Source organism: Microbacterium luteolum (assembly GCF_039533965.1).
In the GTDB taxonomy this organism is placed as follows: domain Bacteria; phylum Actinomycetota; class Actinomycetes; order Actinomycetales; family Microbacteriaceae; genus Microbacterium; species Microbacterium luteolum.
This window is the reverse complement of record NZ_BAAAUN010000001.1, coordinates 1,874,746-1,895,958: the sequence shown is the minus strand read 5'-3', so window position 1 is coordinate 1,895,958 and position 21,213 is coordinate 1,874,746. Positions and strand designations below refer to the sequence as shown.

The 21,213-nt window shown below is 69.1% G+C and carries 18 protein-coding genes; 15 read left to right on the top strand and 3 right to left on the bottom strand.

Features of this window, described 5'->3' with window-relative positions; translation table 11 throughout:
- Position 1: 1 nt before the first annotated feature.
- On the bottom strand, positions 2–1,993 hold the full coding sequence (locus ABD648_RS09130; RefSeq protein ID WP_282214647.1) for a glycoside hydrolase family 127 protein: 1,992 nt from the start codon (positions 1,991–1,993) through the stop codon (positions 2–4).
- A gap of 210 nt (positions 1,994–2,203) precedes the next feature.
- Here ABD648_RS09130 and ABD648_RS09125 point away from each other — a divergent pair, with 210 nt between their 5' ends.
- From ABD648_RS09125 to ABD648_RS09110, 4 genes are all read left to right on the top strand, one after another.
- Positions 2,204–3,544, top strand: a complete 1,341-nt coding sequence (locus ABD648_RS09125) for an ABC transporter substrate-binding protein (protein ID WP_282214646.1) — start codon at positions 2,204–2,206, stop codon at positions 3,542–3,544.
- A gap of 65 nt (positions 3,545–3,609) precedes the next feature.
- The gene (locus tag ABD648_RS09120; RefSeq protein WP_282214645.1) at positions 3,610–4,491 is read left to right on the top strand and encodes a carbohydrate ABC transporter permease; all 882 of its coding nucleotides are present in this window, start codon (positions 3,610–3,612) and stop codon (positions 4,489–4,491) included.
- A 2-nt stretch (positions 4,492–4,493) separates the two neighbouring features.
- On the top strand, positions 4,494–5,408 hold the full coding sequence (locus ABD648_RS09115; protein WP_282214644.1) for a carbohydrate ABC transporter permease: 915 nt from the start codon (positions 4,494–4,496) through the stop codon (positions 5,406–5,408).
- 4 nt (positions 5,409–5,412) lie between these two features.
- On the top strand, positions 5,413–6,075 hold the full coding sequence (locus ABD648_RS09110; protein WP_282214643.1) for an aspartate/glutamate racemase family protein: 663 nt from the start codon (positions 5,413–5,415) through the stop codon (positions 6,073–6,075).
- A 20-nt stretch (positions 6,076–6,095) separates the two neighbouring features.
- Here the strand turns inward: ABD648_RS09110 and ABD648_RS09105 are convergent, their stop codons facing one another.
- A complete protein-coding gene (locus tag ABD648_RS09105; RefSeq protein ID WP_282214642.1) occupies positions 6,096–7,076 on the bottom strand; it encodes a sugar-binding transcriptional regulator in 981 nt (326 codons plus the stop codon).
- 156 nt (positions 7,077–7,232) lie between these two features.
- On the opposite strand from ABD648_RS09105, the gene ABD648_RS09100 reads away from it, so the two are divergent.
- Genes ABD648_RS09100 through ABD648_RS09080 form a run of 5 tightly spaced genes read left to right on the top strand, consistent with a single transcriptional unit; the run spans position 7,233 to position 13,771 of the window.
- The gene (locus tag ABD648_RS09100) at positions 7,233–8,735 is read left to right on the top strand and encodes an apiosidase-like domain-containing protein (protein WP_282214641.1); all 1,503 of its coding nucleotides are present in this window, start codon (positions 7,233–7,235) and stop codon (positions 8,733–8,735) included.
- 3 nt (positions 8,736–8,738) lie between these two features.
- Positions 8,739–10,832 carry a beta-galactosidase gene (locus tag ABD648_RS09095; RefSeq protein ID WP_282214640.1) on the top strand — a complete coding sequence of 698 codons (2,094 nt, stop codon included), beginning with the start codon at positions 8,739–8,741 and terminating at the stop codon, positions 10,830–10,832.
- Between the two features lie 31 nt (positions 10,833–10,863).
- A complete protein-coding gene (locus tag ABD648_RS09090; RefSeq protein WP_282214639.1) occupies positions 10,864–11,784 on the top strand; it encodes an NAD-dependent epimerase/dehydratase family protein in 921 nt (306 codons plus the stop codon).
- Positions 11,781–12,698, top strand: coding sequence for a 5-dehydro-4-deoxyglucarate dehydratase (locus tag ABD648_RS09085; RefSeq protein WP_282214638.1), 918 nt, complete (start codon positions 11,781–11,783; stop codon positions 12,696–12,698). Before ABD648_RS09090 ends, ABD648_RS09085 begins: the two co-directional genes overlap by 4 nt.
- Positions 12,695–13,771 (top strand): mandelate racemase/muconate lactonizing enzyme family protein, encoded by a 1,077-nt coding sequence (locus ABD648_RS09080; RefSeq protein ID WP_282214637.1) that lies wholly within the window; start codon positions 12,695–12,697, stop codon positions 13,769–13,771. The genes ABD648_RS09085 and ABD648_RS09080 overlap by 4 nt, the downstream gene beginning before the upstream one ends.
- Here the strand turns inward: ABD648_RS09080 and ABD648_RS09075 are convergent.
- Positions 13,768–14,790, bottom strand: coding sequence for a LacI family DNA-binding transcriptional regulator (locus ABD648_RS09075; protein ID WP_282214636.1), 1,023 nt, complete (start codon positions 14,788–14,790; stop codon positions 13,768–13,770). The genes ABD648_RS09080 and ABD648_RS09075 overlap by 4 nt on opposite strands.
- 159 nt (positions 14,791–14,949) lie before the next feature.
- On the opposite strand from ABD648_RS09075, the gene ABD648_RS09070 reads away from it, so the two are divergent.
- The 6 genes from ABD648_RS09070 to ABD648_RS09045 all read left to right on the top strand — a co-directional run bounded on the left by ABD648_RS09070 (position 14,950) and on the right by ABD648_RS09045 (position 21,203).
- Positions 14,950–16,143, top strand: a complete 1,194-nt coding sequence (locus ABD648_RS09070; RefSeq protein WP_282214635.1) for a Gfo/Idh/MocA family protein — start codon at positions 14,950–14,952, stop codon at positions 16,141–16,143.
- Between the two features lie 34 nt (positions 16,144–16,177).
- Positions 16,178–17,395: an ABC transporter substrate-binding protein gene (locus ABD648_RS09065; protein WP_282214634.1), complete on the top strand. Its 1,218-nt coding sequence runs from the start codon at positions 16,178–16,180 to the stop codon at positions 17,393–17,395.
- Between the two features lie 62 nt (positions 17,396–17,457).
- Positions 17,458–18,402: a carbohydrate ABC transporter permease gene (locus ABD648_RS09060; RefSeq protein WP_425561726.1), complete on the top strand. Its 945-nt coding sequence runs from the start codon at positions 17,458–17,460 to the stop codon at positions 18,400–18,402.
- Between the two features lie 12 nt (positions 18,403–18,414).
- Positions 18,415–19,275 carry a carbohydrate ABC transporter permease gene (locus ABD648_RS09055; protein ID WP_282214633.1) on the top strand — a complete coding sequence of 287 codons (861 nt, stop codon included), beginning with the start codon at positions 18,415–18,417 and terminating at the stop codon, positions 19,273–19,275.
- Positions 19,276–19,338: 63 nt separating this feature from the next.
- Positions 19,339–20,127 carry a ThuA domain-containing protein gene (locus ABD648_RS09050; protein ID WP_282214632.1) on the top strand — a complete coding sequence of 263 codons (789 nt, stop codon included), beginning with the start codon at positions 19,339–19,341 and terminating at the stop codon, positions 20,125–20,127.
- The gene (locus ABD648_RS09045; protein ID WP_282214631.1) at positions 20,124–21,203 is read left to right on the top strand and encodes a Gfo/Idh/MocA family protein; all 1,080 of its coding nucleotides are present in this window, start codon (positions 20,124–20,126) and stop codon (positions 21,201–21,203) included. The genes ABD648_RS09050 and ABD648_RS09045 overlap by 4 nt, the downstream gene beginning before the upstream one ends.
- Positions 21,204–21,213: the final 10 nt, after the last annotated feature.

Here is a 21,213-nt window from a genome sequence, read left to right as displayed (position 1 = left end):
GTCACCACACCAGGGGGAGCCACACGGACATCTCGCCCGCTCCCCGGTTGCCCCACGTGTAGTACGGCACGAGGCGGGCGGGAGCCGTGGCGACCTCGGCGTCGCCGAGCAGGTCGTAGAGCGAATCCTCCGACGTGGTCGGCAGCACGGCGATCTCGGTGTCGAGGGCGACGACGCGGTGTCCGTCGATCTCGGTCGGCACCGGCGTCAGTGCCGCCCCGCGCCGGAGCGCCGCCTGCTCGAGCACGACCCCGTCGGGCAGGTCGGCGCTCTCCAGGGCGTAGACCACGGGTCCACGGCGCACCGCGACCTGGTTGGCCGTCTCCTCGGCGAGGCGGTGACCGCGCAGCATCCGCACCGGCATCGGCAGCGTCAACACGACCACGTCGCCCTCGACCCAGTCGCGCTCGATCCGCGTGTACGTGCTCGGTGCCGACACCGCGACCTCGACGCCGTTGACCGTCGCGGTCGCGCCCTCGCTCCAGCCGGGGATGCGCAGATGCAGGGGGAGCCCGCCGCCGGATGCCGCGGTCACGGTGAACGTGAGCGTCTCGCTCCAGGGGTAGTCGCTCTCCTCGCGCAGGGCGAGGGAGCGGCCGTCCTCCGTCGTCACGTTCAGCTCGCTGCCGCCGTACTGGTGCACGTACAGGCCGTCGTCGCCGAGACCGGCAGCGCGCTCATGGAACCGGGCGAGCGTGCGCGCGATGTTCGGAGGGCAGCAGAAGCAGGCGAGGTAGCTCTCGCGCAGGCGCTCATCCGAGGGCGGCGGCGGGGGAGTCGGGTGGATCGCGGTGTCGCCGGGACGACGCAGCGGATACGGGAGGTCGCGGACCTGGCGCAGGGCGTTCGTGTAGAAGTACTCGGAGCCGCCGAGGCTGATGCTCGCGAGCAGGCTGTTGTAGGCGACCTGCTCGATCACATCCGCGTACTTCGCGTCGCCGGTGAGGGCGAGCATGCGCTCGCTCCAGAAGATCATGCCGATGTTGGCGCACGACTCGTTGTGCGCGGTGGTGTGCGGCAGCTGATACGCGCGGCCGTAGGCCTGGTGCACGCGGCTGATGTCGCGCTGCCACGGGGAGGCGTCGGGGGAGGCGCCGTCGTAGAGCGCGCCGCATCCGCCGGTGATGTAGAGCTTCGTGTCGACCACGTCCTGCCACAGCCGCTCCAGCACGCCCTCGAGCTCGGCGTCGCCGGTCTCGAGCACCAGGTCGGCGAGGCCCGCGTAGAGGTAGTTGGCACGCACGGCGTGACCTGCCACGACCGTCTGCTCGCGGATCGGCACGCGGTCCTGGTTGTCGTCTCCGCCCTCGAAGTCGTCACGCACGCGCACGAACGCCTCGGCGAGGCGCAGGTAGCGCTCCTCGCGCGTCACCCGGTACAGCTCGATGACGGCCATGTAATGCGAGGGGCAGATGGCGCTGCGGGCGAGCTCCAGCGGCTTGTTCGTGGCGAGGTCTTCCAGGAAGCCTGCTGCTCTGCGCGCCGCGTCGAGAAGAGTGTCGGACCCGGTGACCTCGTGGTGCCGCACGCCGGCGGTGATCAGGTGGCCGAGGTTGTAGGTCTCGAAGTGGAAGCGGTCGGCGAGGGCTGCGACGTCCAGATCGTTTCGATCCGCGATGATCGTCGGGGTGTGCAGGTAGCCGTCGGGGCGCTGCACGGAGGCGATCAGCGCGGCGATGTCCTCGATGCGCGCGGCGAGCTCCTCGTCGGGGTCAGTCTCGAGACTGGCGATCGCCGCCTCCAGCCACTTGTAGAAGTCGCCGTCCATGAAGGAGGGGCCGAGGTGCTCGCCCTCCTCGAGGCCGGCGGCGATACGGAAGTTCGCGAGCCCCGGGCTCACCGCCGGATCGCTGAGCGACGACCAGATCTGCGGGACCGTGACATCACGCGTGCGATCGTGGATGCCGCCCCAGAAGCCGTGGGTCCAGCGGGCGCTCTGTGCTCCGAGCGGCCGCAGCGGGCTCGATTCGCGCAGAGTGTTCGTCGTCGACATGACGTGTTCCTTCCGAGGCGGCTGCCGTCGATGGCAGCAGTCAGATCGTGCGTTCTGCAAGTCATCGCAGGACTGCATGATCATGCATGTTAGCGCGAAATCAGGGTCGATGTGAATAAATTTTCAATACTGATTGTTGACACACCGTTGAAACGATTCTATTCTCATGTCATACCCCGCATCGCCCTGCACTTCGTCAAGGAGGACGTCATGAACATCCACAGCACCCGCAGCCGGAAGTGGCTCGCGCTCGGAATCGTCGTCGCGGCGGCCCTGCCGCTCGCGGCCTGCGGCGGCTCCGGCGACAACGGCGGCGGCGGTGGTGGTGGCTCGTCCGACGGCGGCACCGACCCCGAGGCCTTCACCGTGATGACGGCCAACGAGAACACGGTCATCGGCCCGACGCTCGACGCTCTCGCGGCGGACCAGTGCAAGGCCGAGAACGAGGCGCTCCCCATCGAGCACCAGAAGATCGCTCAGGCCGACACCGTGCAGCGCATCACGCTGCTGGCCAGCCAGGATGCGCTTCCCACGCACACGATCGCCGGCACCGCGCTCATCCGCCCCACCGGCGACCTCGGCGCTGCGGGCCTGGTCGGAGACCTGAAGGCGGCGCTCGAGGAGAAGGACGCCTGGGACAACGTGCTGCCCGCTGCGGCATCCACCGTCGAGCAGGTGTACGGCGGGTTCGTCTCGCTGCCGTACCAGTACAACATCGAGGGCATCTTCTACAACAAGCAGATCTTCGAAGAGCTCGGCCTCGAGGAGCCCCAGACCTGGGATGAGCTCGCCGAGGTCTCTCAGGAGCTGCAGGACGCCGGGTACACGGCCATGGCCCAGGCAGGTGCCGCGGGCTTCCCGCTCACCCGTCTGCTGGGCATGTACATCTTCCGCAACGTCGGACCCGAGGCCATGCAGGCGGTCGCCGACGGCGACGCGAAGCTGACCGACCCCGAGTACGTCGCCGGCGCCGAGGCGATCGCCGAGTACGCCGAGAAGGGCTACTTCGGCGAGGGCTTCTCGACCCGCGACCCCGACGCCACGTCGAACCTGTTCCTCACGGGCAAGGCCGGCATGGCCTACGACGGCACCTGGCTGCTGAGCGCCATCAACGACCCGGAGCGCAACCAGATCGGCGGAGAGAACGTCGGCTTCATGCCGTTCCCCGCGGTCGACGGCGGCAAGGGCTCGATCGACCAGTACCCCGCCAACGCGGGAGCGCCAATGATCATCGCGGCCGGGCAGTTCGGACCGAAGGTCAAGGACTGGGTCGCCTGCATCGCCGAGAACTACGGCCAGCAGGCGCTGCAGGACACCGGCTCGATCTCGGGCTTCGCCGTCAACGGCGAGGTGTCCGACATCAGTGAGAACACGCTCGAGATCCAGGAGCGCATCTCCGGCATCGACGAGACCGTACTGTGGTTCGAGGCGCTGATGGACCCGAAGAGCAACTCGCTCGCGTCCACCAACGGCACGCTCCTCACCACCGGTCAGATGTCTCCGGAGGACTACATGGCGGCGCTGCAGGACAGCATCGACGCCAACCGCTGACCCGGAAGCCGACTCCTCGCCGTCCGGGTGAGGAGTCGGCTTCTTTCCGAGAAAGGACCGAGCGAATGAACTCGATCTTCGGAGATCGCAAGACGATCTTCATCCTGCTCGGCCCCGCGCTGCTGCTCTACACGCTGCTGAAGATGGTGCCGGTGCTGTGGTCGTTCGGCCTCTCGTTCTTCGAGGGCAACACGCTGCGCGGGTTCGACTTCGTCGGCATCGAGAACTTCACCACGTTCTTCACCGACAAGGCCGCGTTGCAGTCGCTCGGCGTCAGCGTCTTCTTCGCCATCGTCGCGACGGTCGGACAGGTCGCGCTGGGCTACGGCCTCGCGCTCCTCTACGTCTTCGTGCTGCGCAAGGGCTCCTCGCTCGTGCGCACGATCGTCTTCTTCCCGGCGATCCTTCCCACCGTCGCCGTCGCGCTGCTCTTCAAGAGCTTCGTGGCCGTGGGCGACAACCAGGGGCCGGTCAACGACATCATCAACTTCTTCGGCGGTGAGAGCGTCGAGGTGCTCGCGTCGACGGCCGGAACGATGGCGACCGCGATCGTCATGACGCTGTGGAGCTCGATGGGGTTCTACGCGGTGCTGCTCTACGCGGGCCTCCTCGACATCCCCGAGGAGATCATCGAGTCCGCTCGGCTCGATGGCGCCAACGGTCTGCGTCTGGTGAAGAACATCATCCTGCCGCTGTCGCTCCCGATCCTGTTGTCGTCGATCATCTTCAGCCTGAACTCCACGCTCAAGGTCTTCGACAGCCTCCTGGCGCTGAACAACGGTCAGCCGGGAACCTCGACAGCCCCGCTGACCCTGTACATGTACCGCACGGCCTTCGAGTACGCCGAGTACGGCTACGGATCGACCATCGCACTCGTGCTCACGATCCTGTGCCTGGTCTTCACCCTCGCGATCTTCCGATCGCAGCGACAGAAGGCGGAGGTCTGATCATGACGACGCTGCAGACGCAGACACAGCTCACGGTCGCCACGCCCACGGTGCAGCGGCCTCGACCGGGTCAGGGGCGCCGCGCCGCGATGCGCGCCATCCGTCGCATCCCGGTCTGGATCCTGGTCGCGCTCCTGATGGTGGTCGTGCTCTATCCGCAGGTGTGGATGGTGCTCGGATCCTTCAAGACGCAGTCGGAGTTCCTCTCGGACCCGGCGCTGTCGCTCCCGAAGACCTGGCAGTTCGACAACTACATCTCGGCGCTCACGAACGGCGATGTGGCCCGGAACTACCTCAACAGCATCATCGTGACGATCCCGTCGGTGCTGCTGATCGTCTTCATCGGCGTCGCTGCCGGGTACGCGCTCGAGGTGATGATCTGGAGGGGCCGCAACGCGGTCCTGCTCTACGTCCTCGCGGGCATCATGGTGCCGGGGCAGATGATCCTCGTCCCGCTGTTCATCGTCTACTTCCGGCTCGGTCTCACGAACACGATGCTGCCGATGATCATCACCTACACCGTGATGGGTCTGCCGCTGACGACCTTCCTGATGGCGACGTACTTCCGCGCCGTGCCGCGCGAGATCTTCGAGGCCGCGACGGTCGACGGCTCGGGTCCGCTGCGCTCGTTCTTCCTGATCGGCATGCCGATGATGAAGAACGCCATCCTGACGGTCGGGATCGTGCAGTTCTTCAGCGTCTGGAACGACCTGCTGATCGCGCTGACGTTCACCACCAGACCCGAGCTCGCGACGATCCAGGTGGGACTGCTCAGCCTGAGCGACGAGTACGGCTCCACGCAGTACGGTCCGCTGTTCGCGGCCGTGAGCCTCAACATCCTCGTCCTGATGATCGTCTTCCTGGCGCTCAACAAGAAGATCATGGCCGGCATGGCCGGCGGTGCCCTGAAAGGATGATCCGATGACCTCCTCCATTCCGCGTGTCGCGTTCATCCACACCGGGGCCGTCGTGATCCCGCCGGTCGCGGATCTCGCGCGCGAGCACCTCGCCGGGGTGACCACGGTCAACTACCTCGATGACAAGATCGTCGCCGATCTCGGGGATCCCGAGCGCGCGGCATCCGTTCCGGAGCGCCTGATCGACCTTGCCCAAGCGGCCCGTGCAGGCGGGGCCGATGTCGTCATGTTCACGTGCTCGTCGATCTCTCACCTGGCAGGTTCCACAGCGGATGCCGTGGGCATCCCCGTGCTGCGGATCGACGAGGCCATGGCCGATGACGCCGTGACCGCGGGGGACCGGATCGCCGTCCTGGCCACCCTCCCGACGACGTTGACCCCGACCCTCGCCCTGCTCCACGAGCGCGCGGAGCGAGCGGGACGAGCGCCGGAGTTCGTCAGCGAGGTCGTGGAGGGAGCCTTCGCGGCCGTCTCCGGCGGCGACAGGGCCACGCACGACCGGCTGGTCGGTGCGGCGATCGAGCGCCTGGCCGCGGATGCCGACGTCGTCGTGCTCGCGCAGGCGTCGATGGCCAGCGCGGCCGAGGGCGTCGATGTGCAAGCACGGGTGCTCACGAGCCTCGACCCCGGCATCCGGCGACTGAGCGAGGCCGTCGCGGCGCTCTAGGAGCGGCGCCCCCGGCGTCGTCAGATCGTCTCGGCGAGGCGCTCTGCCGTGTGCAGGTCGGTCACCAGCGCGGTGACCCATCCGCCGGCGATCGCACCCCGGATCGCATCGAGCTTGCGCTCGCCGCCGGCGATGCCGACGCGGCGCGGGATGCGCAGGAGCTTGTCGACGGGGATCGCGATCACGCGGTCGTCGATCTCGCCGGTCACCGCGGAACCGTCGATGCGGAGGACGTGGTGGCAGATGTCGCCGACCGCGCCCTCGGCGAGCAGCTGGGCGCGCTCGTCGTCGGCGAACGCGTTGCCGCTGGTCGACAGCACGTCGGAGGGCTCGATGCTGCCGATCCCCATGATGGTCATCGTCAGCGACTCCCAGTGGCGCATGGTCTCCTGCATGGACGGGTCCTTGAGCAGGCTGTCGCGCACGGCCGGGTCGGCCACGATGCCGGGGGCCTGGACGTATATCGGGTCGGCGCCGAGCATCCGAGCGAGCGAGCTGAGGAGGCGGTGCGAGTGACTCTGCGCCTCGGGCGCGCCCGTGCCCCCGAGCAGCTGCACGACCTCGGTCGCCCCGCGCGTCGGGAGCGGCCGCATCCGGTCGGTCATCGCCAGCACGGAGCGGCTCCACGACGAGACGCCGATCCGATCGGTGCCCGACAGCGAGGCCTCGAGGTAGCCGGCGGCTCCGGCTCCGATGGCGGCGAGCAGCTCGGCTTCGTCGGCATCCGGCTCGACGTCGACGATGACCGCTTCCGCGAGCCCGTACCCCGCTTCGAGTCGTTCCTCGAGCTCGGCGTGCACGCCGGGGGCGACCGTGACGATGGTCCGCACGATGCCGGCGGTCTCCGCGCGCTTGAGGAGTCGCGACACCTTCGCCTGGGAGATGCTCAGGGCTGCGGCGATCTCCGACTGGCGGATGCCGCGCTCGTGGTACATTCGCGCCACCTTGGTGAGCAGGCGCAGCTGTCCGTCGACGGGGGTGGCGAAGGGGGTCGACGACACGGTGGTCCTCCTGCTTCAGCGCGGATCGGATGGAGATTCGCTGATGAAAGTATATTCTCTCAGATTCTCGATGAATAGAGATTCATCAGGCGCGGATTATGCAAGACTGGGGATCATCGACGCCCGACGACGGGTGGCCGCCGACGCAGGAGGATGATGATGTTCCCCAGGTACGACACCGTCGAGCTCGTCTTCGAGGGTGCCGATCGTCTGCCGGTCGGTGCGGAGCCGCCCTTCTCGGTGCGCCTGCGCAACGGCGCGGAGGAGATCGTCGTCCCCGGATTCTGGGACGGCGGGACGACCTACCGCGTGCGGGTCTGCCCCCAGTCGGACGGCACCTGGACGTGGGAGGTCGAGGGCGCGCGCACCGCGCTCGACCGATCGAGCGGGAGCTTCGAGGTCACGCCGGGAGCCGCGCACGGTCCGGTGCGGGTGGCGCACCGCTTCCACTTCGCGCACGCCGACGGCACGCCCTACCGTCCGGTCGGCACGACCGCGTACAACTGGCTGCATCAGGACGAACCGCTGTTCACTCAGACCGTCGACGACATCGCCGAGGTCGGGTTCGACAAGCTTCGTTTCATGGTCTTCCCGCAGGGCGGCGGCTACATCGAGCACGTGCCCGCGCTGATGCCGTTCGAGAAGACGGACGGGCACTGGGACGTCAGCCGTCCGGTGCCGGAGTTCTTCCAGCATCTCGACCGTGCCGTCGAGATGCTCGGCGCGCGGGGCATCCAGGCCGACGTGCTCATCTTCGACGCCTATGACCGTGGCCAGTTCGGACTCGACGCCCTGACGGAAGAAGAGGATGCCGTCTACCTGCGGTACCTCGTCGCGCGGCTGTCGGGATACGCGCACGTGTGGTGGTCGCTGTGCAACGAGTTCGACCAGCTCGAGCGCCCCGACGACCGTTGGGACCGCACCGGTGCGCTCCTCGCCTCCGTCGACCCGCACGACCACCTGCGCTCGATCCACAACTGGATCGAGATCTACGACAACAACCAGCCGTGGGTGACGCACGCCTCGATCCAGAACGGCGCGGCGACAGAGGACTTCGGCCGGGCCAACCTGTACCGCGACGTCTGGAAGAAGCCCGTCGTGCTCGACGAGATCAAGTACGAGGGCGACATCCCCGATCGCTGGGGGCACCTCGACGGCCAGGAACTCGTGCACCGCTTCTGGATCACGACGGTGGCCGGATGCTACGCCTCGCACGGAGAGAGCTTCCTCACCGAGAGCGGCAGCCTGCACATGGTCGAGGGCGGTGTGCTGCGCGGCGAGTCCCCGGCGCGGATCGCCTTCCTGCGCGGCATCCTCGACGATCTGGTCGTACCCGGCCTGGACCCGATCGACAAATGGGACGACCCCGCGTACGTGGCTGGCTGGCCTCGGCAGCAGTACGTGCAGTACCTCGGGCGCTCCGCGCCGGCGTCGTGGTCGTTCCGGCTCCCGGTCGGACAGCCCGGGGAGAGTCCGGAGGAGGGTGATGTCTTCGAGGTCGACGTCATCGACACCTGGAACATGACCGTCACGCCGGTGGGGCGCCGCTTCACCCTCACCGAGGTCACCCGCAACGAGGCCTTCGACCGCGACTCCGCGCCGGTGGACCTGCCCGCGGGGAAGCCGATCGCGCTCCGCATCACGCGCGTCGAGGTCTGAACCGTGGCCGAGAGCGGGTCCCGCCGTCGGACCGCATGGGCGGACGGCCCGCGGCTGGGCACGGCGTACTACAACGAGTACCTTCCAGACCCCTCCCGGCTGACGACGGACCTCCGGCTCATGGTCGAGGCGGGGATCACCTGCATCCGGGTGGGGGAGTCGGTGTGGTCGACGTGGGAGCCGCGCGACGGCGAGTTCGACCTGGAGTGGCTCGCGCCGGTGCTCGACGGTGCAGCGGCGCACGGGATCGACGTGATCCTCGGCACCCCGACCTACGCGGTTCCGCCGTGGCTCAGCAGGCTCCACCCCGAGCTCGCGGTCGTCCGCAAGGACGGGTCGTCGGTCCCGTGGGGCGGGCGGCAGGAGGTGGACTTCACCTCCGAGGTCTTCCGCGGGTACGCCGAGCGCGTGATCCGCGCGGTGCTCGGGCGCTACGGCAGGCATCCGGCCGTCATCGGCGTGCAGGTCGACAACGAGGCGGGTCTGCACCTCATCCACAATGCGCACGTGGTCGCGCGCTTCCGCCGCTGGGTCGCGGAGCGCTATGGCGACGTCGAGACGCTCAATCGCGAATGGGGCCTCGCCTACTGGTCGCATCGGATCTCCGACTGGGATGAGTTGTGGGCCCCGGCGGGCAACACGACGCCGGCGTACGACCTCGCCTGGCGACGCTTCCAGGCCGAGCTCACCGCGGAGTTCATCGGCTGGCAGGCCGGGATCGCGCGCGAACTGGTCGCCGACGACACGGTGCTCACGACCTGCATCGCCTATCAGCGCCCCGCGATGGACGACGTCGCCGTCGGCGCCCACCTCGACATCGCCAGCGGCAACGCCTACTACCTGGCGCAGGACTCCCTCGATTACGAACGCGAGTGGGCCGGCGGCCAGTGGTACGCCGACGATGTGCCGCAGCTGATCCTCAGCGCCGACCGGATGCGGGCGACCAGGCAGGCGCCCTTTCTCGTCACCGAGACCGGAGCGGCGTCGATCGGCGCGGCCTCGCTGACCCGGCCGCCGTACGACGGGCAGCTGGCGCAGGCCGCGTGGCTGCTCGTCGCGCGAGGCGCACGACTCGTCTCCTACTGGCACTGGCACACGCTCCACTCGGGCGCGGAGGTGCACTGGGGTGGGATCCTCGGGCACGATCTCCAGCCCGGCCGGGTGTACGACGAGATCGCGGAGATCGGACGGCAGTTCGCCGTGGCGTCGGGATGGCTGGCGGATGCCGTGCCGGATGCCGACATCGGCATCGTGTACGCGCACGACAGCGAGTGGATGATGGCGTTCGAGCCTCCGCTGGCGGCGCCCGGCGGCGCCCCGGACCGCGGCTCCTACGCGCGGATCGTCGGCGCCTTCGGCCGTGCCGCGATCGATGCGGGACTGCAGGTCGAGTACGTGAACGAGCGGCAGCTGACGGATGCGGGGGAGCTGCTGTCGCGGTATCCGACACTGATCGCAGCCGGGCTCATCGCGGCATCCGATCGCACGCTCGAGATCCTCGCCGAGTACGCGCGGCTGGGCGGTCGTCTCGTCGTCGGACCGCGCACCGGCTACGCCGACGATCAGGGGCGGATGCGGGCGGTCACGGCGCCGGCGGTGCTCGGGCCGCTCGCCGGAGTCGCCTACCGTGAGTTCGCGGCGCCGCCGACGCCGGTGCCGCTCGAGCGCGATGGGACGGTCGTCGGCGAAGCGCGCGGCTGGATCGACGCGCTGGAGCCCGACCAGGCCGACGTGCTTCTCGGGTACCGGCATCCGCACTACGGGCGCTGGGCCGCCGTCACCCGTCGATCTGTCGGGGAGGGCACGATCACGGTCGTCGGCACGCTTCCCGACCGCTCGTCTCTCGCGGGCGTCATCGCCGAATCCGCCCCACCGCCCCGTTCGTCGGGAATGTTCGGCGACCGTCCGAGGTCGATCACCGCCCACTCGCTGACCGGCGTGCGCGGGCGCGTGTGGGTGCTGCACAACTGGTCGGGCCGAGCGCAGACGATCCGTCCGGAGCGCGCCGTCTCGTCGGTGCTCGACGGCGCCGCCCATGACGCCGGCGCCCTCGTCGAGCTCGATTCATGGGACGTGCGGGTCTGGTGCGAGAGCTGATGCGGAAGCAGAATCACGGGGGAGGAGAGACATGCGAGTAGCAGTCACCGGCGCATCGGGACGCGTGGGGCGCGCGGTCGTCGACGTGCTCGTCGCCGCGGGACACGAGGTGCAGCGTCTCGACCGTGCCCCGGGCGAGGAGATCACGCAGATCGACCTGACCGATGCGGAGGCGACAGCCGACCTGCTGCGCGGCATCGCACCGCAGGCGCTCGTCCACCTCGCCGCGATTGCGGTGCCGTTCAGCGCGCCAGAGCGGGACATCTTCACCGTGAACACGGGCATGGCCTTCACCGCCATCGAGGCCGCCGTCGCCGCCGGCGTCACGCGGATCCTCGTCGCATCGAGTCCGACGGTGCTCGGCTACGGCACCCCGGATTGGACCCCGGAGCGGCTGCCGCTCGACGAGTCGGCTCCCACGGCCCCCGCGAACGCCTACGCCCTGTCGAAGGTGTGCGTGGAGGAGACGGTCGCCGCGTTCGCCCGCTCCGCACCGTCCGTGCGTCTCGCCTCTTTCCGCCCCTGTTACGTCATCACGCCCGAGGAGTGGGACGGGGCTCCCACCCAGCAGGGGCACACGGTCCTCGACCGGCTGCGGGACCCGGCGCTCGCCGCCGTCTCGCTGTTCAACTACGTCGACGCCCGCGACGTCGGCGTCTTCATCGACGCCTGGCTCGCGGCGGATGCCGCACCGAGTGGGGCCCGCTACTTCGTCGGCGCGGCGGATGCCCTGGCCGTCGACCCGCTCGACGAGCTGCTGCCACGCTTCCACCCCGGCACGCGCGACGCGGCCCCTGCGCTGCGCGGAACCTCCAGCGCCTTCGACAACACGGCAGCGACGCGCGACACGGGTTGGGTCCCGCGACGCTCCTGGCGCACCGAACTCCACCCCGATGCTCTCGCGGCTCTCGCCGCATCCACATCCGCTCCCGACGGAAGGACCTCCCGATGACACTCGCATTCCGCGATGGCCCCCTCTACTTCCCGGTCACGGCCTTCGACGCCGACGGCGAGGTGGATCTCGCGACCACGGCGCGGGTGCTCGCCGAAGGGATGGAGCACGGACCCGGCGGAGTGTTCCCCGCCTGCGGCACCGGCGAGTTCCATGCCCTCTCCGCCACGGAATCCCTCAGCGTCGTGCGGGTCGCGATCGACACGGTCGCGGGGCGCGTCCCGGTGGTCGCCGGCGTCGGCGGACCGGTCGGGCAGGCGATCGCGTCGGTCCGCGAGCTGGCCGGGATGGGGGCCGACGGCATCCTGCTGCTTCCGCCGTATCTCGTCGGCAGCTCGCAGGAGGGGCTGGTCCGCTATGTGAGCGCGGTCGCGGAGGCGTCGACCCTCCCGGTCGTCGTCTACCACCGCGGCAGCGCGCGCTTCACCGCCGAGACGTTCGCGCGCCTGCTGGCCGAGCAGCCCACGATCGTGGGGTTCAAAGACGGGATCGGAGACGTGGCCCTCGCCCAGGCGATCGTCCTCGCGGCGCGCCGCGTGCGCGACGACGTGCAGTTCTTCAACGGCCTGCTCACCGCCGAGGCCAGCCAGGCGGCGTACCGCGCGATCGGAATCCCGCTCTACTCCTCCGCCGTCTTTGCCATGGCGCCGCGGATCGCCTCGGCCTTCTACCGCGCGTACGTCGACGGCGACAGCGCCGCGTGCGATCGTCTGCTCGAAGGGTTCTACCATCCGCTCGTCGCCCTCCGCGACACGACGCCGGGCTACGCGGTCGCGCTGATCAAGGCGGGGCTGCGCTTGAGCGGAGCCCCGGTCGGCGGCGTCCGTCCCCCGCTGACCGACCCGGGTGATGCCCACTCGGAGGAGCTGCGCCGGATCCTCGACGCCGGCGAGCGGATGCTCGGCGGCTCATGAGCGAGATCATCCGGATCGACGTCCGGCCCCTGTCGGTGCGGATGCCGCGGCCCTGGGTGCCGGAGGCCCCCGACCTGCATCTCGTGCGCGTCGACGTGGAGGATCGCGACGGAGGCGTGGGGAGCGGATTCTCCTGGACGCCGACGATCGGAGCCCGTGCGGTCGCCGCGCTTCTGGAGGACGACATCCGCCGCTTCGCGCTCGGTCGCGACAGCGACCCGACAGTGCTGTGGCCCGCGCTGTGGGCTCATCTCCACGAGGCCGGTGGAGGCGGAATCACCACGATCGCCATGGCAGGCCTCGACCTCGCGCTCTGGGACCTGCGCGCGCGTTCACGCGGGGTCGGCGTGCCCGACCTGCTCGGCCGCACGCAGGAGCGGCTTCCGGTCTACGGCTCGGGCGTCAATCTGCACTACACGGAGGCCGAGCTCGCCGCACAGGTCGAGCGGTGGGTCGAGCGCGGCATCCGGGCGGTGAAGATCAAGGTCGGGCGGCCGGACCTCGGTGAGGACGTGGCGCGGGTCGCGCTCGTGCGGGAGATCCTGGGTGCCGACCGGCAGCTCATGATCGACGCGAATCAGCGGTGGGATGTCGATCGGGCCACGCGCGCCATGAGTGCACTCGCCCCCTTCGATCTCACCTGGATCGAGGAGCCGCTGCGCTCCGACGACACCGCCGGCTACCGCGAGCTGGCCCGGCGCATCACGACGCCGATCGCCCTCGGTGAGAACCTGCACACCGTGCACCGCTTCCGGGAGGCGCTCGACGCGGGATTCGCCGCGGTCGTCCAGCCGAATGTCATCCGCGTAGGAGGGATCACTCCCTTCCTCGAGATCGCCGGCCTGGCCGAGGAGCGCGGCGTCACGCTCGCTCCGCACCTCCTGCCCGATCTCTCGGCGCAGCTCGCCGTGACGCTTCCGCGTGCGACCTGGGTCGAGGACGTGGAGGATGCCGGATTCGACGCACTCGGCATCCTGGCCGCGCCCTCGCCCGTGCGCATCGAGGGCGCCTGGGCGACGGTGTCCTCGGCTCCGGGGCTCGGGCTCGACCTCATCGTGCCCGCCGTCGCCTAGGCGCGGCCCGGGGCCTCGGCGATGGAGCCGCCCGGCACCATCTCGCACGGGATGAGCACGGCGGGCAGCCCCGCGTCGGGATTCTCGATCCGGTCGATGATGGTGTCGACGCCGAGGCGCCCCAGCTCGTCGGCCGGTGAGCGGAGGAACGTCAGGGCGGGGTCGACCATGTTCGCCATGTGGGCCGAGGAACCCAACGAGATGATCGAGAGGTCCTCGGGCACGCGCACGCCGGCCTCGCGCAGACCGATCACGATTCCCGGCGCCGCGTGCTCGTTCAGCAGCAGCATGGCCGTCACGTCGGGGTGCTCGTCGCGGAACGCGCGTCCGAACGCCCTGCCCTCGCGCGAGTCCTCGAGGCAGTAGCGCACGGCGCCGGTCAGTCCTGCGGCCTCAATATCGGCGAGGAACGCGGCACGCGAACGCTCGGCGGGACCGTGCTCCTCGAATCGACCGGCGCGGGAGCCGCCCGTGACCAGGCAGAAATCGCGGTGTCCGAGGGCGACGAGCGTCTCGACCGCGGTCGTCACGGTGGCGCCGAAGTCGACGTCGACGTACGCGAGCCCTTCGGGGTCCGCGGTGCGTCCGATGAGGGCGAACGGGGTGCGGCCCTGGACCAATGCCGGCACGCGATTGTCGTTCAGCTGCACCTCCATCAGCAGCACGCCGTCGACCAGCCCGGTGTCGGCCAGCGCCATCGCCTCGTCGGACTCGTTGCTGATCGGCCACAGCACGAGCTGGTAGCCGCGCTCCTGCGCGCGGACAGCGGCGCTGGTGAAGAACCCTCCGACGGTGCCGCTCAGCGGGCGCTGCAGCGCGGGGTACAGCATCCCGATGATCTTGGTGCGGCCGCGGGCGAGGGCGGCTCCGACCGGATTGCGACGGTAGCCGAGCTCCCGCATCGCCTGCTCGACGCGCGACGTCGTGGCAGGCGAGATCGGCTTGGTGCCGTTCACGACGAACGAGACCGTCGCCACCGAGACGTTCGCTCGGGCGGCGACGTCGTGCATGGTGACCATGGTCGATCCTCTCGGGGCGAGGCGATCCCGCGGGGTTACGGGTGCGTCCATCATCGCTGATGAATATGTTGACAAGTCCAACATATGTCTGCATACTCGGACAACGGTGAGTTTAAACGCTTAACCGAAACTCTGGTGCGATGACGAACAGGAGTGGTGATGACAGAGATGTCTGACGGCCGTGAGCTCGGCGTAGGTCTCGTCGGAACGTCGTTCATGGGCCGCGTGCACTCACAGGCCTGGACCCTGGCATCGCGGGCGTTCGACCTCGCGCTCACCCCTCGGGTCCTCGCCGTCGCGGGTCAGGATTCGGAGCGGACCGCCGCGTTCGCCGCGCGGAACGACATCGCCCGGTCGTCCACCGATTGGCGCAGCCTCCTCGACGATCCGCGCGTCGACGTCATCGACGTCTGCGTGCCGGGCGACCTGCATGCGGTCATCGCGGAGGAGGCGCTCGCGGCCGGCAAGCACGTGCTGTGCGAGAAGCCGCTGTCCAACTCGCTCGCCGAAGCCGAATCGATGGTCGCGGCCGCACAGTCGGCGCGCGAGCGCGGGATCCAGTCGATGGTCGGGTACAGCTACCGCTTCGTGCCGGCGCTCGCCCACGCCAGGGCGCTGGTCGGCGCCGGTCGCCTCGGGACGATCCGCCACATCCGTGCTCAGTACCTGCAGGACTGGATCGTCGCGGAGGACTTCCCGCTGGTGTGGCGCCTCGATCGCGAGCGCGCCGGCTCCGGCGCGCTCGGTGACATCGGAGCGCACATCGTGGATGCGGCCGTCTTCGTCACCGGCCAGCGGCTCACCGGGGTGAGCGCACTCACCGAGACGTTCGTCAGAGAGCGCCCGCTACCGGCCGCGACGGGTGCGCTCGCCGCGACGGCCGGCAGCGGATACGGCCCGGTCACCGTCGATGACGCCGCCGTGTTCATCGGCCGCACCGACGGCGGCGCCCTCGCGACCTTCGAGGCGACGCGCTTCGCGGCGGGACGCAAGAACGCGATGCGCCTCGAGGTCAACGGCTCGCTCGGCTCCGTCTCCTTTGATTTCGAGAGCGCCGACGAGCTGTGGTTCCACGACCACACCGTCGATGCGTCGGAGGCGGGGTTCCGTCGGATCCACGTGACGGAGCCGTCGCATCCGTACGCCGGTGCCTGGTGGCCGGCCGGCCACGGACTCGGCTACGACCACGCGTTCGTGCACGAGGTCGCCGACTTCGTGCGTGCGATCGCGGAAGAACGCACGCCGGAGCCCTCCTTCGAGGACGGCCTCTACGTGCAGCGGGTGCTCGACGCCGTCGAGCGCAGCGCAGCAGCCGACGCCGGCTGGACGCCGGTCGACGCGGATCGACCCTGAATCACATCCTGCATCACACACGAAGGAGTAGACGATGCGCACACGCAAGACACTGATCACCCTGGTGGCGGGGGCCGCCGTCCTGCCGCTCGCCCTGGCCGGCTGCGGCGGGGGAGGCTCCGCATCCAGCGGCGACCCCGACACCCTCACGATCCTCGACTACTACAACAACGAGCCGGACAAGACGCTGGTGCAGGACCTGCTCGACCAGTGCGCCGCCGACATCGACGTGACCATCGAGCGCGAGTCGGTGCCGGGCAAGGACCTCATCCAGAAGGTGCTCCAGCGCTCCTCGTCCAAGACGCTCCCCGACGTGCTGATGCTCGACAACCCCGATGTGCAGGAGATCGCCGCGACCGGCGGGCTCGCGCCGCTGAGCGACTTCGACGTCGACACCTCGGGCTTCGCCCAGGGGATCCTGGATGCCGCGACCTACGACGGCGAGGTGTACGGCCTCGCGCCCGTCGTGAACACCCTCGGCCTGTTCTACAACGTCGACCTCTTCGAGCAGGCCGGCCTCCAGCCGCCCACGACCTGGGACGAGCTGAAGGAGACCGCTGCGGTGCTGACCTCCGGCGACCAGTACGGCATCGCCTTCTCGGCGATCGCGACGTACGAGGGCAGCTGGCAGTTCCTCCCGTTCATGTGGACCAACGGCGGAGACGAGACCGATCTGCAGACCCCGGAGAACGCCGAGGCGCTGCAGCTCTGGGTCGACCTCGTCGGCAGCGGATCCGCCTCCGAGAGCGTCATCAACTGGAGCCAGGGCGACGTGAAGGACCAGTTCGTCGCCGGCAAGGCCGCGATGATGGTGAACGGCCCCTGGAACATCCCCGCCTTGAACGAGACCGACGTGAACTGGGCTTCGGTCCAGGTGCCGGTGAACAAGGTCGGACAGACGCCCGTCGCACCGCTCGGCGGCGAGGTGTGGACCGTGCCGCAGACCGGTGACAAGGCGAAGCAGGCCAAGGCGGCGGAGTTCGTGGAGTGCATGTCCGGCGACGACATCGAGCTGCAGGCGGCGGAGTCGCGGTTCACGGTCCCGACCAGGACCGACCTGATCCCGGAGTACGTCGAGAAGGTGCCGTCGATGGAGGCCTTCGCCGAGCAGGTCGTCAACGCGCGTTCGCGCACGGGCGAGCTCGGCGAGGACTGGCCGGAGCAGGCGACCGTGATCTACAACGCGATCCAGCTCGCTCTCACCGGCAAGGCCACCCCGGACGAGGCCTTCGAGCAGGCGGCCAAGGGCTGACCCGATCGGCATCCGATGGTGCCCCGCGGCGATCGCGGGGCACCGAGGAGGGAATCGACGTGATGACGACGACAGCGACAGCACCCGCGGTGAGCGCACAGCGCACGCCCACGGCCCGACCGACCAGCCGATTCCGGCGGGAGGGCGTGGTCAAGGCGATGTTCCTCGCGCCGGCCGCGCTCTACATCCTGCTCTTCTTCGGCTATCCGGTCGTGAAGAACCTGGTGATGAGCTTCCAGGAGTACACGACGAAGACCTTCTTCACCGGCGAGGCGCCGTGGGTGGGCTGGGAGAACTACGCGACTGTCGTGAACAGCGGGCTGTTCTGGCCCGCGATGCTGAACACGGCGCTCTTCACGGTCGGCTCCATCGCCGGACAGTTCGTGATCGGGCTCGCGCTCGCCGTGTTCTTCCGGAGGCGGTTCCCGCTCAGCGGGTTCCTCCGCGCGATGCTCCTGCTGCCATGGCTGCTTCCGCTCATCGTCTCGAGCGCGACCTGGCGATCCATCCTCGACCAGGACAGCGGCATCCTCAACGAGTTCCTCGCCTCGGTCGGGCTCGGGGCGGTTCCCTGGCTGAACAGTCCGGATGTGGCGCTGATCGCCGTCATCCTCGTGAACATCTGGATCGGCATCCCGTTCAACGTGACCATCCTGTACGGCGGTCTCCAGGACATCCCGGAGGAGCTCTACGAGGCGGCAGCCCTCGACGGGGCGACCGGCTGGAAGTCGTTCTGGCACATCACGCTGCCCAACCTCCGCCCCGTGATCAACGTGGTGCTGGTGCTCGGCGTGGTCTACACGCTCAAGGTGATCGACATCATCCTGGGGTTGACCAACGGCGGGCCGGCGAACGCGACGCAGACGATCGCGATCCGCTCCTATCAGTCGTCGTTCGTCGACTTCGAGTTCGGCGTCGGCGCCGCGTTCAGCAACATCCTCATCCTCATCTCGCTGGTGTTCGCGATCTTCTACCTCCGCGGGAACCGCAAACAGGTGGACGAGTAGGAAGGCAGAGCAATGACCACCATGGCCATCGTCACCGACGGCGCCGCGAAACGGCGGGCGACGCGTCGCTCCGGGCGCGACATCCTCTTCACCGCGCTCGGCGTCGCGTTCCTCGCGATCATGCTGTTCCCCGTCTACTGGATGTTCAACGCCTCGCTGCAGCCGTCGGGCAACACCCTCACCGCGTCGCTCCTTCCCCTGAACCCCAGCTTCGCGGGGTATGAGAAGGCGTTCGCCGACCAGGGGCCGAACCTCGTCACGAGCCTCGTCATCTCAGTGGGCACGGTCGTCTTCAGCCTCGCGATCGCTGCCCCGGCCGCGTACGCGCTCGCGCAGTTCCGCTATCGCTGGATCAACGTCGCGCTGCTCGCGGTGCTGATCGCGCAGATGATCCCCGGGGTCGTCATCGCGAATGCCCTCTACGCGGCCTACAACGACCTCGGCATGCTCAATTCGATCCCCGGGCTCATCCTCGCCGACGCCACTCACGCCATCCCGTTCTCGATCATGATCCTCCGGGCCTTCATGATGAGCGTGCCGCCCTCGATCATCGAGGCGGCGCGCGTGGACGGCGCCGGGCACGTTCGTGCGTTCTGGTCGATCGTGCTGCCGGTCGCGAAGAACTCGCTGATCACCGCAGGGCTCTTCGCGTTCCTGTTCTCGTGGAGCGACTTCCTCTTCGCGCTGACTCTCACGACCACCGACGACATCACCCCGGTCACCCTCGGCATCTACCAGTACCTCGGCACGCAGGTCGCGAACTGGAGCGCGGTCATGGCGACCGCGGTGCTCTCCTCGATCCCCGCGATCGTGCTGCTCGTCATCGCGCAGCGGTACATCGCCGCCGGCGCGACCGGCGGGGCCGTGAAGTAGCTCCGAGACACCCGACACCCCGCAGAAGACCCCCGCACCCGAGCGCAGAAGGAAGAAGAGAAAATGAGCGGCACCACCACCCCCGAGCACCCCATCCGCGTCGTCGTCTGGGGGGAGAACCGACATGAGCAGGTCGAGCAGAAGGTGCGCGACATCTACCCGTCGGGCATGCACACCACCATCAAGGAGGGCATCGAGGAGAACCTCCGCGAGCGGGCGGTCGTCACGACGGTCACGCTCGACGACCCGGAGCATGGCCTGACCGAAGAGGTCCTGGCCGACACGGACGTGCTCGTGTGGTGGGGGCATGCGGCGCACGACGAGGTCTCCGACGAGGTCGTGGACCGCGTGCAGCGCCACGTTCTCGAGGGGATGGGACTCCTCGTGCTGCACTCCGGGCACTGGTCGCGCATCTTCGGCCGCCTCATGGGCACGACGTGCACCCTGCGCTGGCGCTCCAAGGACGACCGCGAGATCGTCTGGACGGTCGACCCGACGCATCCGATCGCGCGCGGCATCCCGCATCCGTTCCTCATCCCCGCGCAGGAGATGTACGGAGAGTTCTTCGACGTGCCGGCTCCGGACGAGCTCGTCTTCCTCTCGACGTTCTCGGGCGGGGAGGTGTTCCGCAGCGGGATGACCTATCGGCGCGGCTTCGGGAAGATCTTCTACTTCAGCCCCGGCGATCAGGACTATCCGGTGTATCACCAGGCCGAGGTGCGGAAGGTGATCGCGAACGGCGTGGAATGGGCGAAGACGCTGCGTCCGAAGCGCGATATCCCCGTCCTGCTGCGCTATGAGACCGAGGACTTCTACAACGGGCGCGGGTACGAGGGGGCGATGGAGCGATGACGGGCCCGCTGCGCCTGGTGCAGGTCGGCGCCGGTGGGATGGGGCGCGCGTGGCTGCGCACGATCGCCGAGAGCCCGGAGGTCGAGCTGGCAGGTCTCGTCGACCTCGACCTCGACGTGGCTCGCGCCGCGCTGTCGGATGCCGGACTGCACGGCGTCGAAGTCGGCAGGAGCACGGCGGAGGTCGCGGATGCCGTCGGTGCCGACGCCGTCGTGAACGTCACGGTGCCCGAGGCGCATCTCGTCGTGAACGAGGAGGCTCTGGGCGCGGGGTATCCGGTGCTGTGCGAGAAGCCCGCGGCGCCGACGGTGGTGACCGCCCTGATCCAGGCCGGGATCGCCGAGCTCTCCGGTCGGCTGCTCATGATCAGCCAGTCGCGGCGGTACTTCGCCTCCCTCAGGGAGCTGCGGCGGCAGGCTGAGGCGCTGGGGACGATCGGCACCGTGAGCACGGAGTTCTTCAAGGCTCCGCACTTCGGCGGTTTCCGCGAGGAGATGCCGCACGTGCTGCTGGTCGACATGGCCATCCACGCCTTCGACGCCGCACGCTTCGTCATCGGCGCCGAACCCGTCTCGGTGTACTGCGAGGAGTACAACCCGTCGTGGAGCTGGTACGCCGGTGCAGCCAACGCGGCCGCCGTGTTCGAGTTCGAGGGCGGCACCCGCTACGTCTACAACGGCAGCTGGTGCGCGCCGGGGCAGGAGACGTCGTGGAACGGTTCATGGCGTGTGAGTGCCGCCGAGGGCACGGCGACCTGGGACGGCGAGGGGTCGCCGATCGTGCATCGACCGGACGCGGGTGAGTCCGTGACGGTCGCCGCGCCGCCGATCCGCGAGGAGATCGCCGGGTCGCTCGAGGCGTTCGTCGACGCCCTGCGCACCGGAGCCGAACCGGAGAACAGCATCCGGACGAACCTGCGGAGCCTCGCGATGGTCGAGGGTGCCGTGGCGTCGGCGGAGACCGGTGCGAGGGTGCGGATCGATGATGTGCTGGAGCGGGCGCGAGAGACGGCGAGCGCTCAGACCCGCCGGGATGACGTGCGCGAGTGGCTCCGGGGGGCGTCGATCGCGCGCTGAGGAAGGGCGG

Bases quoted from the DNA above. Each gene is read 5' to 3' on its own strand.
- ABD648_RS09045 (WP_282214631.1), top strand. From the start codon at position 20,124: ATGACGGGCCCGCTGCGCCTGGTGCAGGTCGGCGCCGGTGGGATGGGG.
- ABD648_RS09055 (WP_282214633.1), top strand. From the start codon at position 18,415: ATGACCACCATGGCCATCGTCACCGACGGCGCCGCGAAACGGCGGGCG.
- ABD648_RS09080 (WP_282214637.1), top strand. From the start codon at position 12,695: ATGAGCGAGATCATCCGGATCGACGTCCGGCCCCTGTCGGTGCGGATG.
- ABD648_RS09120 (WP_282214645.1), top strand. From the start codon at position 3,610: ATGAACTCGATCTTCGGAGATCGCAAGACGATCTTCATCCTGCTCGGC.
- ABD648_RS09130 (WP_282214647.1), bottom strand. From the start codon at position 1,993: ATGTCGACGACGAACACTCTGCGCGAATCGAGCCCGCTGCGGCCGCTC.
- ABD648_RS09100 (WP_282214641.1), top strand. From the start codon at position 7,233: ATGATGTTCCCCAGGTACGACACCGTCGAGCTCGTCTTCGAGGGTGCC.
- ABD648_RS09125 (WP_282214646.1), top strand. From the start codon at position 2,204: ATGAACATCCACAGCACCCGCAGCCGGAAGTGGCTCGCGCTCGGAATC.
- ABD648_RS09070 (WP_282214635.1), top strand. From the start codon at position 14,950: ATGACAGAGATGTCTGACGGCCGTGAGCTCGGCGTAGGTCTCGTCGGA.
- ABD648_RS09060 (WP_425561726.1), top strand. From the start codon at position 17,458: ATGACGACGACAGCGACAGCACCCGCGGTGAGCGCACAGCGCACGCCC.
- ABD648_RS09065 (WP_282214634.1), top strand. From the start codon at position 16,178: ATGCGCACACGCAAGACACTGATCACCCTGGTGGCGGGGGCCGCCGTC.
- ABD648_RS09050 (WP_282214632.1), top strand. From the start codon at position 19,339: ATGAGCGGCACCACCACCCCCGAGCACCCCATCCGCGTCGTCGTCTGG.
- ABD648_RS09090 (WP_282214639.1), top strand. From the start codon at position 10,864: ATGCGAGTAGCAGTCACCGGCGCATCGGGACGCGTGGGGCGCGCGGTC.
- ABD648_RS09110 (WP_282214643.1), top strand. From the start codon at position 5,413: ATGACCTCCTCCATTCCGCGTGTCGCGTTCATCCACACCGGGGCCGTC.
- ABD648_RS09115 (WP_282214644.1), top strand. From the start codon at position 4,494: ATGACGACGCTGCAGACGCAGACACAGCTCACGGTCGCCACGCCCACG.
- ABD648_RS09075 (WP_282214636.1), bottom strand. From the start codon at position 14,790: ATGGTCACCATGCACGACGTCGCCGCCCGAGCGAACGTCTCGGTGGCG.
- ABD648_RS09085 (WP_282214638.1), top strand. From the start codon at position 11,781: ATGACACTCGCATTCCGCGATGGCCCCCTCTACTTCCCGGTCACGGCC.